This is a genomic window from Aristophania vespae, assembly GCF_009906835.1.
In the GTDB taxonomy this organism is placed as follows: domain Bacteria; phylum Pseudomonadota; class Alphaproteobacteria; order Acetobacterales; family Acetobacteraceae; genus Aristophania; species Aristophania vespae.
Genome location: NZ_CP047652.1, coordinates 1,709,820 through 1,722,248 on the forward strand (window position 1 = coordinate 1,709,820; position 12,429 = coordinate 1,722,248).

Below are 12,429 nucleotides of genomic sequence, written 5' to 3' on the forward strand. Positions count from 1 at the left end.
TTATAATAGCGTTAAGTTTATTTAAATCTCTTTAGGAAATGATTAAAATATCAGGATAAATAAAATTCTATAGGAGAAAGAAATGAGAAAAACTCTTTTAACCATCATTTCCATGATGTCTCTTTCAATAACCGTCCCAGCTTTAGCGCAGAATTCCGCAAGCTGGCCACCTGAAGCAGGGGCCAAAACGCCTTATAACGCCCTTTCTGTCCCCACAGATTTAAAACCTGTAGGACAGTCACTAAAACAGCTTCTAAATCAAGGCTTTAAAATCACGACCTCAAATTACTTTCAAAATGGTGAGATATTTACATTAAAACATAAAAAATCTGTTGTTTTATGCGTTTTAACAGCACCTGGTGCAAATACAGACCAAAATGTACCAACATCTCGCTGCTGGACATTAAATTAGACTAGTCTAAATTATGAGAGGTTCTTTCTTTTAAGGAGCCTCTCAAACCTCACTTTTATAAATATCTTTTATAATAAGCCTGAACTGAGCTCTGCTTTTTCTAAGCCTCTTCATATGGCAATCGAGTCGAGTTTTGCAAAATTAATTTTGGGCTCCCCCATGGTCAAACGGCAAAATCTTGATCATTGACAATAATAAAACGTCACATAACCATAGACGATATGAACCAATGATCTGACACCATCCATGCCGTAAATGACTGCTCCCAACAAAGCTGAGAAAGTCATTTAAAACTGAAACGAACCTAGCAAGAACACAGTCATAATACTGGTAAGCCACGACCCTACCCCTAAATCGGGCAAAGAATAATTTTGGCCAAAGCTTCCCAAGCACTCAAATATTCTACAGCCCGTTTTATGCAGTTTTTTCAAATTTTTCGTAGATACAAAATCTATCAATATTAAAAGCCAAGAAATAAGTGCTCAAACAATATGGCACGGGGCTAAAAATATTTTGAGATGAAACAAAGTGTTTTCTTCTCCTTAGGCCGCAAAGCTTTTACAATCAAAAGATTATGCCCTGCGTCCGTAAAGGTGAATCGAAGGCGGACTCAACCCATAGTTGTTTCATATGGTGTGTTTCGCACTTAGGAAGATGAACTGATTCCATCCCCCCTGGCTGTCACCAAATTAGGTGTTCTCCTCATGCACGGGAATAAAGCACCATTCGAATAATCACGCATTCCTTAGCCTATCTCCCACCTATGCGAAGATGGATCGCAATCTGTGGTTGTTTTTATATAGTGTTTCTCGCGCATATAAGAATGAAGCACTGTCCGAACGATCATGCATTACCCGGTTTATCCCCATTTACGTGAAGATGGATCGTAACACTCTCAACTTACGGTTGTTTTACGTAATATTCTTTCGCGCATAGGGGATTAGGCCGATTTCCTCTCTCCTAACTGTCACTAAACAACTATCCCCCTCATGCATGGGAGCGAAACATCGCCCAGACGATCACGCATTTCCCAGCCTATGCGAAGGTGAATTGTAACGCTATCAACCCATGGTTGTTTTACACGGTGCTTCTTGCGCATGCGGGAACAAAGCGTCGCCCTAACGATCATGCATTTCCCAATTTATCCCCCAACCTACGCGAAAGTTGAATCGTAACACTTTCAACCTGTGATTGTTTTATGAAGTGTCTTTTGCGCATATGAAGATAAACCGTTTCTCTCCCTCTGACTGTCAGAAAACAACTATTTCCCCCCGTACGAGAACGAAGCGCCCTTCGAACGATCATACATCTCCTAGCACATCCCCTGCCTATTCAAAGGTAAACCGTAACGTTCTCAACTTATGGTTGTTTTACGAGATGCCATTCACACATGCAGGAACGAAGCTTCGTTTAAAAAATCATACATTACCCAGTTTATCCACTAACCTACGCGGAGGTGAATTGTAACGTTTTAAAATTATCGTTGTTTTGTATGGTGTTTCTCGCAAGTGCGAAAACAAAGCATCGCTCGAACAATCACGCATTTTCAAGCCTCTTTCTAGCCTAAGAGAAGGTAGATCGTAAGGGTTTTCAACATGTGATTGTTAACATGGGGTTTTTCGTGCACAGGCGGGAACGAAGCATCATTCGAACGATCATGCATCTTTCAGGCTCCCCCCACCTAAGCGAAGGTTAACCGTAACGTTATCAGCCTATGGTTGTTTTATGTAATGTTTTCGCACTCACGAGGATGAACCGAACGCCTTTTCCCTTTACTGTCGCCAGACAACTATTCTCCTCGCGTACAAGAACGAAGCGCCACACGAACAATCACTTATTTCCTAGCCTACCCCTCATCCATGCAAAGGTGAATCGCAACATTCTCAATCTGTGGTTGTTTTATTTGGTGCTTGTTGCGCACATACGGGAATGAGACCTCACTCAAACAATCACGCATTTACCAGTCTATCCCCCGCTTAAGCGAAGATGAATCGCCACGTTCTCAACCTAAAGTTGTTTCATGTGATGTTTCTCGCAAGTGCGAAAACAAAGCGCCGCCCAAACAATCTGCATTCCCAAGCCTGTCCCTCGCCTAAGTGAAGATACATCGCAACGCTCTCAACCTATGATTATTTCACGAAATGCTATTGGCACATTCAGAAACGGAACGCCGCTCGAGCGATCGTACATTCTCCGGTCTATCCCTCGTCCGTGCGAAAGTGAACCGAGGCGATTTCAACCTATGATTGTTTCATATAATGTTCTTTCGCACAGGCGGAAACGAAGCACTGTTCGAACGATCATACATTACCCGGTTTATCCCTCACCTACACGAAGGTGAACCGTGACGATCTCAACCTATAATTGTTTCATATAATATTCTTTCGCACAGGCAGGAACGAAGCACTGTTTGAACGATTATACATTACCCAGCCTATCCCTCACCTACACGAAGGTGAACCGTGGCGATTTCAACCTATGATTGTTTCATATAATGTTCTTTCGCACAGGCGGAAACGAAGCACTGTTCGAACGATCATACATTACCCGGTTTATCCCTCACCTACACGAAGGTGAACCGTGACGATCTCAACCTATAATTGTTTCATATAATATTCTTTCGCACAGGCAGGAACGAAGCACTGTTTGAACGATTATACATTACCCAGCCTATCCCTCACCTACACGAAGGTGAACCGTGGCGATTTCAACCTATGATTGTTTCATATAATGTTCTTTCGCACAGGCGGGAACGAAGCACTGTTCGAACGATTATACATTACCCAGCCTATCCCTCACCTACACGAAGGTGAATTGTAACGTTTTCAAGTTATAGTTGTTTTGTATGGTGTTCTTTTGCACAAATGCGGGGATAAGACCAACAAAAGGAATTACTGGCTTCTTAACCCAAAAATATATACCGCTTATGCAAGGATGAATTGCAAGAGCGTTCAACTTATGATTGTTTTATATGGCGTTTTTCGCGCGTAAGGGGATGAACCGAACGCCTTCCTCCCTTACTATCGCCAAACAACGACTCCCCGCCTGAGTAGGAAAGAGCCATTCGCACGGGTAGCGATACTCGAACAATGTGCAATGTCTCACGCGCGAAGATAAGACCAACGAAAGAAACCCCCAAGTTTTTAACGCAAAAACGTATCTTGCCCGTGCAAGGGGATCTATGAAGGTGTTCAACTCCTAGTTGATTTGCTTGATATTCTTCGCACATAGGAGAATGAACCGATTTTTCTCTTTTTACTTTCACCAAATCATTACCTTGCCTTAGAAAGAAAAAACCGTTCTCGCAGGTTGGCAACCCTCGAATAATACGATGTTCTCGCGCGCAAGAATTAGACCGGCAAAAGGAATTACTGGGTTTTTAACGCAAAAACGTATTTTATTAATGTAAGGGGGATCCGTAAGGGCATTCAACCTCTAGTTATTTTACGTGATATTCTTCGCACATAGGGGAATGAACTGATTTTTCTCTTTTTACTTTCACTAAATCATTACCTTGCCTTAGCAAGAAAAAATCGTTTCGGCAGGCGGGCATTACTCTAATAATATGGTGTTCTCGCGCGTGGAAGTAAAACCGGTAAAAGAAAACCTATATTTTAATGCAGAAAAAATCTTGTTTGTGCAAAGCTGAACCGTAAGCATGCTCAACTTATGGTTGTTTTATGAGATGCTATTTGCATATGCGAGAATAGACCGCTTGCTTGCGGCCACACATGGCAAGGTGGCAGCTATTCTCCGTACGTTCAGAAATGGAGATGAATCGTGCTGTTAATTTTACTCTTAAATTCTCTATTTGTGTTCTCTGCACGTGCAGGGACAATGCTGGTCACCTCTTGATGTTACGACTTTGCTAATGTTTTAAATAAGTGGTGGTTATACACCTATAAGTTGTAATTACTCTTTTTTAGAGCAGGTTCGATCAAAGGCTCTTCTGTTTTGATTAAAAGACCGAAAAGTAAAAACAATTTTAGCTTATTATAGTGATGATGAATAAACTGGTTTCGATTTAAAGCCATACATAAATTTTAACCCTAAAATCATAATAACTATTGATAAAGAAGAAAATTTTATGTATTAGCCTGTATAGGCTATGAGCGAGAGAGTGACCTTTCTGCGTTGCTCATAGCCCGTATCCGGCTTAGGCTGGTGCCCCGCTATTTTTTCAATATGGTGGGATCACCTCCCTAAGAACCGATGGCCAGGCCGCCTGGTAAAGCTGGCTATACCCGCCGGTTCTGGAGGATTATGCTTTGTGTAAGAAAGTATATTTATAAGAAAATTATGTAATAGGGATGTTGGGCAACATATTAACTTTACGATTTGCCCTTTTAAAGCAGGACGCAAAGTAAGCACCGGCCTCATACCCACCATATTAGAATAATTTAATAGACTAGCATTTGCATGACTTAATATGTTAATAGCTATGATCTAAGTTTTCCTTTCCAGACTGACTCAGGTAATGATAGGGCTATAGTGGTTTCCTTCACTAAGGCCCGTTTGATATAAACACGCCTTTGTTTTTGCTAAAATCAAGAGTTAGTCAGTTTCAATTATCAATTGATAATAGATTATTCTCTATAACGATCATGTCTCAATGTTGGAACTTTGTTAATGTTCCGGATAGGGTATGATTGCATATTTATGAAAAGTGATAATACACTTACAGGTTGTAATCTTTTTTGACTGGGCTCGATTAGAGCCGTGATTCTGTTATCACTCTAGTAAAACCTCACACAATAAACACAACCTTAAGTTGCTGGTGATGAGATGAAAACGTAGTTTTTATCATAACGCTTTTAGAAATATGTATTTATAATATTTGATAAATATCGAACAAAGTTAAGCTGAATTGACGTAATTAAAACTAATATTTTGTCTTTAAATCTGGCTATTAAACATTCAAAAAATTACAAGAACCATAAGAATATGAGCAAGAATTTTATCAACTCAATATAGCTTTAAAATTAAGCCTGCTCTCACTAATGAGGTTATGAGTTATGAGTTATGAGTTATGAGTTATGAGTTATGAGTTATGAGTTATGAGTTATGAGTTATGAGGATAGTAACGTTTTTAAATCAAAGCCTAGATTTTAATCGAAAAATTATAAAAACTATTGATAAAGAAACGAAATTTACGTAGCCTGTTCAGACTGTGAGCACGAAAGTGACCTATTTGCGGTGCCCATAGCCCGTATTAGGCCTAATGATGCTCTGCTGCCCTTATATCATGGCAGCCACCTCCTTAAGAACCAGTGGCCAGGCAGCCTACTAAACCTGGTCACACCCACCGGTTCTGGAGGATAGTGCTTTGTTTTTAAAAAATATCTTAATATAAATCTATGTAATAGGAGCGTTAGGCAGCATTTTAACTTCATGATTTGCCTTTTTAGAGCAAGATGCAAAGTAAGCACCGGCCTCATACTCACCATATTAGAGTAATTTAATAGACTAGCATTTGCATGACTTAACATGCTAATAGTGCAAACAGTCATTATCTGAGTTTATTCCTTTCTAGAGACTCAGGCTATGATAGGGCCATAGGTGGTTGCAGCCACTATGGCCCGTTCTCTATGAATGGATTTTTGTTCTTAATAAAAATTTGCAAAATAAATACAATCATAAGTTGTAATAATAGTGATGAATAATTTGGCTTTAATTAAGAGCCATACCCAAAATTCAACCGTAAAGTCATGAAAACTATGGATTAAGACAAAGAATTTGTGCTTAGGCTGTTCAGGCTATGGGCGGCAGAGTGACCTTTGATGCACTGCCCATAGCCCGTATTCGGCCTAATGACGCTATGCTGCCCTTATATCATGGGCAGCCACCTCCTTAAGAACCAGTGGCCAGGCAGCCTACTAAACCTGGTTATACCCACCGGTTCTGGGGATAGTGCTTTGTTTTTAAAAAATATCTTAATATAAATCTATGTAATAGGAGCGTTAGGCAGCATTTTAACTTCACGATTTGCCTTTTTAGAGCAAGACACAAAGTAAGCACCGGCCTCATACTCACCATATTAGAGTAATTTAATAGACTAGCATTTGCATGACTTAACATGCTAATAGTGCGAACAGTCATTATCTGAGTTTATTCCTTTCTAGAGACTCAGGTTATGATAGGGCTATGGTGGTTGCAGCCACTATGGCCCGTTCTCTATGAATGGATTTTTGTTCTTAATAAAAATTTGCAAAATAAATACAATCATAAGTTGTAATAATAGTGATAAATAATTTGGTTTTAATTGAGAGCCATACCCAAAATTTAACCGTGAAATCATAAAAACTATGGATTAAGACAAAGAATTTGTGCCTAGGCTGTTCAGGCTATGGGCGGCAGAGTGACCTTCGATGCACTGCCCATAGCCCGTATTCGGCCTAATGACGCTATGCTGCCCTTATATCATGGACAGCCACCTCCTTAAGAACCAGTGGCCAGGCAGCCTACTAAACCTGGTTATACCCACCGGTTCTGGGGATAGTGCTTTGTTTTTAAAAAATATCTTAATATAAATCTGTGTAATAGGAGACTTGGACAGCATATTAACTTCACGAGTTGCCTTTTTAGAGCAAGACGCAAAGTAAGCACCGGCCTCATACCCACCATACTAGAGTAATTTAATAGACTAGCATTTGCATGACTTAACATGCTAATAGTGTGAACAGTCATGATCTGAGTTTTCCTCTTCTAAGTTACTCAGGTTATGATAGGGCCATGGTGGTTGCAGCCACTATGGCCCGTTCGTTATGAATACGCCTTTGTTTTTATCAAAGTCAAGGGCTAGTAAGTCTCAATTATTAATTGATGATAAATTTTTCTGTAACTGTCATGTCTTAGTGTTGAAACTTTGTTAATACTCTGAATAAGGCATGATCACACAGTTATAAAAAATGACAATACACTTACAGGTTGTAACTATCTTTTTTAAAATTAGGTCCGGTTAGAGCCGTAATTCTGTTATAGCCCTAGTCAAACCTAACAAAATGAACACAACCATAGGTTGTTATATTGCCAGTGATTAGATGGAAGATAGTTTTTCATTATGAGGCTTTTCGAAAAAAATGTTCATAAAGTTTGATTTATAAAAGTTCAAACTAACTTAAGCTAATTCTATATTAACTCACTTTATATCAAAATTTTAAGTAAATCTGTGATTATCAGTAAATCAAAAGGATATACGCAAAATAAATAAAGCTATTTCAGCAATTTAATAAAATAATTGTTACCAGAAAAATTAGCTATTCTCCCATGTTTTTTCGGATGTGACAAAAAATGGCACTAATTTAGAACGAACCATGAGTCGCGTCCCGTAAGCCATGAGCCATGAGCAAAATCATAACCCTGGTTGTAATTCATAAAAGCAAGACATGAATTACACTCCAGAGTTGTATCTCATACACGTAAGACACGAGTCTCAAACCATAATCACAGCACATGCACGCAGGACGATAGTCACAGTCATTAGTCGCAGCTCATGCACGCAAGACACGAATTACAGGCTATAATCGCAATTCATACACGCAGGACGATAGTCACAGACATTAGTCGCAGCTCATGCACCCAAGACACGAATTACAGTCTATAATCGCAATTCATACACGCAAGACGATAGTCACAAGCATTAGTCGCAGTTCGTGCACGCAAGACACGAATTACAGGCTATAATCGCAATTCATGCACGCAGGACGATAGTCACAAGCATTAGTCGCAGCTCATGCGTCCAAGACACGAATTACAGTCTATAATCGCAATTCATGCACCCAAGACGATAGTCACAGTCATTAGTCGCAGCTCATGCACCCAAGACACGAGTTACAGTCTATAATCGCAATTCATACACGCAGGACGATAGTCACAGACATTAGTCGCAGCTCATGCATCCAAGACACGAGTTACAGTCTATAATCGCAGTTCATGCACGCAAGACGATAGTCACAGTCATTAGTCGCAGTTCATGCACCCAAGACGATAGTCACAGACCATAATCGCAATTCATACACGCAAGACGATAGTCACAGTCATTAGTCGCAGCTCATGCACCCAAGACACGAATTACAGTCTATAATCGCAATTCATACACGCAGGACGATAGTCACAGACATTAGTCGCAGCTCATGCATCCAAGACACGAGTTACAGTCTATAATCGCAATTCATGCACGCAGGACGATAGTCACAGTCATTAGTCGCAGCTCATGCGTCCAAGACACGAATTACAGGCTATAATCGCAGTTCATGCACGCAAGACGATAGTCACAGTCATTAGTTGCATCTCATGCATCCAAGACACGAGTTACAGTCTATAATCGCAATTCATGCACGCAAGACGATAGTCACAGACCATAAGTTAGCGTTCCTCGCCTGCACTAAGAAGAATCGCAGATGCTCTCAACTTATAGTTTTTTATATGAGGTTTTTCGCACACACAGAAATGAAGATAAGCCCCAGAGATATATCCAAAACTGGCTATACCCCCCCCTGCTCTCACCGACCTCGTTACACCTTATATGCCTTATTCTGGTAAATTCCCCTCGGACAAATCAACAAAATCTCGCTACCAAACGGCATCAAAACTGCCTAAAATTTAGTCACAAAATTTGGTAGATTTCTTGACAGGTAAATTCCCTTTATATAACAATAACTTCCAACAAGCCTGTTCCCCGCACGCGCGGGGATGAACCTGGACGCCTTCACAGCCGATAAATGGGCGCGTGACTGTTCCCCGCACGCGCGGGGATGAACCTCCGCTAGAATCAGACAGCTTATAGGCACGCTCCTGTTCCCCGCACGCGCGGGGATGAACCGGCCTCTTGCAGCTCATGCCAGGCACTGCACGCCTGTTCCCCGCGCGTGCGGGGATGAACCAAACATATATCAAAGTAAAAGGGGTATGGGCGTATCTGTATCGGGCGGTTGATAAAAACGGCGATATGATTGGCTTTTACCTCTCACCGACCCTTAAGGCCGGGGCTGCCAAACGTTTTGGCTAAGGCGGTAACCGTCCTGAAGGATTGAGAAAAGCCTGTAACATCAATATGGATAAAGCTCCAGCATATGGCATTGCCGTTGCAGAGCTCAGGAAAGACGGAAAGCTGCCAGGCACGGCGAAGCACCGTCAGGTGAAGTATTTGAATAAGTTGAGGCTAATCACGGTAAGCTAAAACACCTGATTAAACCTGTTCGTGGTTTCAAAAGTTTGAAAACAGTTTATGCGACGATTAAAAGCCTTGAGGTCATGCACGCCCTAAAAAAGGGACAGGCCAGACTTTTCCAGTTTCAGAACGGGATCAGAAAAGGGGTGCGTTTGGTCAAAGGACAATTCGGAATTTATAGTAGCTAAAACCCTATACATCCTCACCCCTTCGAAAATTTTGCAACAAAACCTATAAGATCATCTTTCAAGATTTTTACAGCAATATATTGCTGTAAAGGCATGAAAGTCTTCTCATCACTACAATCGCACTCAGCTGATTGTCTCAGATTTGGGACAAGTTGATTTAATCGAGGTAAAAAACTGGGGTCACCTCACAATCAGTCTTTGCTACGACATCCAAGACGCAATAGCCTGTGCTGCTTCGGCAATAGCATATTCTGCACTGTCAGTATCCGGAGTTCCAGCTACAAAGCACGCAATTACCATTGGGCGTCGCGCAATCGGCCAGACCACGCCAATATCAACCGTTGAGAAATAATTTTCATTGAAAGTGCCTGTTTTATCACCCACCCGCCAAGCATGAGGCAGACCGGCACGAATACGCCTTTCGCCAGTCTTGTTAGATAAAAGCCAATTTGTAAGCTTGTCCCGGGACGCTGACTTCAAAGTATCACCTAGCACAAAACGCTCGTAGGTTTTGGCCATTGCCACAGGCGTGGTTGTGTTATGTCGATCACCGTACTGCGCCCAGTTCAGTTCTGGTTCGATCCCAGAAAGATTAAACTCATGATCGCCCTCGCTCTGCATCCAAGCATTCAGAGCCTTATAACCGCCGGTTTCACGCCATAGAAGATTAGCCGCCGTATTATCGCTCAGGGTGACCGCGGCTTGACATAGTTCTGCGATTGACAAGAAGCCCTTGCTTACAGCAACCCGCGTAACCGGTGCATAAGGAAGAAGATCGGCTTCAGTATAATGCACAATTTGATCAAGACTGATTTCACCTCGATCGGCTTTCCATAACACGTAAGCCACTAAGGGCACTTTGGCGCTTGAGCAAAAGGGAAACCGATCATTCGCTCTCCATTGCAACGTTTTCCCAGTTTCCGTATCTAAAACAGATACACCAATCTTACCCCCACTACGACGCTCGATAGCAGCAAAATCAGGTTCAAGAGAGTGAGCCATAGCCCTTCTAAACACAGGAAACAGAGAAATGCCTGCCATGAAGCTACGGCGCGACACTTGAACGATACGGCTATCGAGCGACATATGCAGCTAATCCCTTATCACACTTGCGGTGCTGTTATTTCCGACAATATCCAAAAGGAAAATTTCTTACTTATATGATCTGGCGTTGAGTTGCTGTCACGTTAATTCAGGCATGATGCGCTCTTTTTTCGAAAAGACAGATGGCTGTTTTCTGCCTGGTTGTTCAGTCCCTTCTACGCAAGATTCCAGATCGAAAATCTCAGCTTTCTCAGGCTCAGGCTTTATTAAAATCTGAAGTTATAAGGGAAATAGGCTTCATGGAGGCTAAGTTTAAAAGAAAGCCTCGCATGAGCGAGTTGTTTTTGCTCTCTGAAAGCAAGATGGAGCGGATACGCCCTTATTTTCCTCTGGCCCATGACATTCCACGCATAAATGATCGCCGCGTTTTAAGTGGTTATTTTTATGTGATCCGTAATGGCCCTCAGTGGAAAGATGCACTCAGGGAATATAGCCCCTACAAGACACTTTACATCGCTGGAGCCATCTCAGTGTCTTTGAAGGATATTTTTACGGCTTTGGTGGAACAGGCAGGGCCTTCTGCACAACTTATGATTGATGCACCAGCGCCTAACGGCAATACCAGCACACTGCCTACAGAATGATATCACCACGGAAATGACGTCTTTTGAAATTTCTCATGAACAATACCCCGCCTAAAACCAGACGTAACTTTCAGAAAAAATTCAAAATTTGCAAAAGAGCCATTGAGGCTGATCACGGCAAGATGAAACATCTGATTAAACCTGTTCGTGGTTTCAAAAATTTGAAAACAAGTTTATGCGACAATTAAAAGCCTTGAGATCATGCACGCCCTGAAAAAGGCACAGGCCAAGATTTTTCAGTTTCAGAACGGGATCAGAAGAGAAGTTCGTTTGATCGAAAGACAATTCAGAGTTTATAGGGCCTGAAAACCAGATACCCTATAAATTTGCGCTCCATCCGAAACTTTGCAACAGTGCCGTAAAAAGCAAAAAACTGTACGTTATGGTCAAGATAGAAGGCCAATCATAAGATGTGTTTCTTATATCTATCTACGCCAGAATCTGGCTCATTATTTGTATGAGGCTGTAGATAGCCGCGCACCGATGACCATAACCCACAAGACCTGAAAAGGCTGTGTCGTGCTGATGTCGGAAAAGGAATTTTCCGTTTGGCAGGAAACCGTGCATCTTCTGAACAGCCCACCTAATGCAGAGAGGCTGTTACGGAACATTTATGACGTGAAGGCATGGAGCAGCGACCGAACGTGACCTTCTTAAATATTCCTAGCACGTACGGGGATGAACCTGGTCTAACGGCCTGTTTGGCGGTTTCTAGCGTGTGCTCCCTGCACGCGCGGGGGTAAACCTCCCAAGCATGTGAGGGCAAATCAAAGCTATAGGTTTATTTCATCCTAAAAAATTCCCTCAAGCGTGCGAGACCAGGCCACAGTTAGGGAGCTATTTCGTTATGTAAAAAAAGTTCCCCAGATGTGCGAGAATAAACCAAAACTAAATGACCATTTTATCTTAAAAAACCCCCAAGCTTGCAAAAACAAACCAAGGTTTAAAAGGTCGATTTCGTTCTATAAAAGG

4 protein-coding genes and 2 pseudogenes are annotated in these 12,429 nt (G+C 41.7%); 4 read left to right on the plus strand and 2 right to left on the minus strand.

From position 1 onward, the window contains the following. Positions 1-82 precede the first annotated feature (82 nt). A complete protein-coding gene (locus GT348_RS07765) occupies positions 83-412 on the plus strand; it encodes a hypothetical protein (RefSeq protein ID WP_160619216.1) in 330 nt (109 codons plus the stop codon). Between the two features lie 970 nt (positions 413-1,382). Here GT348_RS07765 and GT348_RS07770 read toward each other — a convergent pair. Beyond that, on the minus strand, positions 1,383-1,541 hold the full coding sequence (locus tag GT348_RS07770; RefSeq protein ID WP_160619217.1) for a hypothetical protein: 159 nt from the start codon (positions 1,539-1,541) through the stop codon (positions 1,383-1,385). Between the two features lie 7,746 nt (positions 1,542-9,287). Between GT348_RS07770 and GT348_RS09440 the strand changes: the two are divergent. Next, positions 9,288-9,769 (plus strand): annotated as a pseudogene (locus GT348_RS09440) (DDE-type integrase/transposase/recombinase); the annotation flags it as partial. 201 nt (positions 9,770-9,970) lie between these two features. Here the strand turns inward: GT348_RS09440 and bla are convergent. Then, positions 9,971-10,855 carry a class A beta-lactamase gene (bla, locus tag GT348_RS07785; RefSeq protein ID WP_160619219.1) on the minus strand — a complete coding sequence of 295 codons (885 nt, stop codon included), beginning with the start codon at positions 10,853-10,855 and terminating at the stop codon, positions 9,971-9,973. Positions 10,856-10,995: 140 nt separating this feature from the next. Between bla and GT348_RS07790 the strand changes: the two genes are divergently transcribed. Together GT348_RS07790 and GT348_RS09445 are read left to right on the plus strand one after the other, a co-directional pair. Next, positions 10,996-11,457: a hypothetical protein gene (locus GT348_RS07790; protein WP_160619220.1), complete on the plus strand. Its 462-nt coding sequence runs from the start codon at positions 10,996-10,998 to the stop codon at positions 11,455-11,457. Positions 11,458-11,555: 98 nt separating this feature from the next. Beyond that, positions 11,556-11,763: pseudogene (locus GT348_RS09445) on the plus strand (DDE-type integrase/transposase/recombinase); the annotation flags it as partial. Between the last annotated feature and the right edge of the window lie 666 nt (positions 11,764-12,429).

Bases quoted from the DNA above. Each gene is read 5' to 3' on its own strand.
- GT348_RS07765 (WP_160619216.1), top strand. From the start codon at position 83: ATGAGAAAAACTCTTTTAACCATCATTTCCATGATGTCTCTTTCAATA.
- GT348_RS07770 (WP_160619217.1), bottom strand. From the start codon at position 1,541: ATGATCGTTAGGGCGACGCTTTGTTCCCGCATGCGCAAGAAGCACCGT.
- GT348_RS07790 (WP_160619220.1), top strand. From the start codon at position 10,996: ATGGCTGTTTTCTGCCTGGTTGTTCAGTCCCTTCTACGCAAGATTCCA.
- bla (WP_160619219.1), bottom strand. From the start codon at position 10,855: ATGTCGCTCGATAGCCGTATCGTTCAAGTGTCGCGCCGTAGCTTCATG.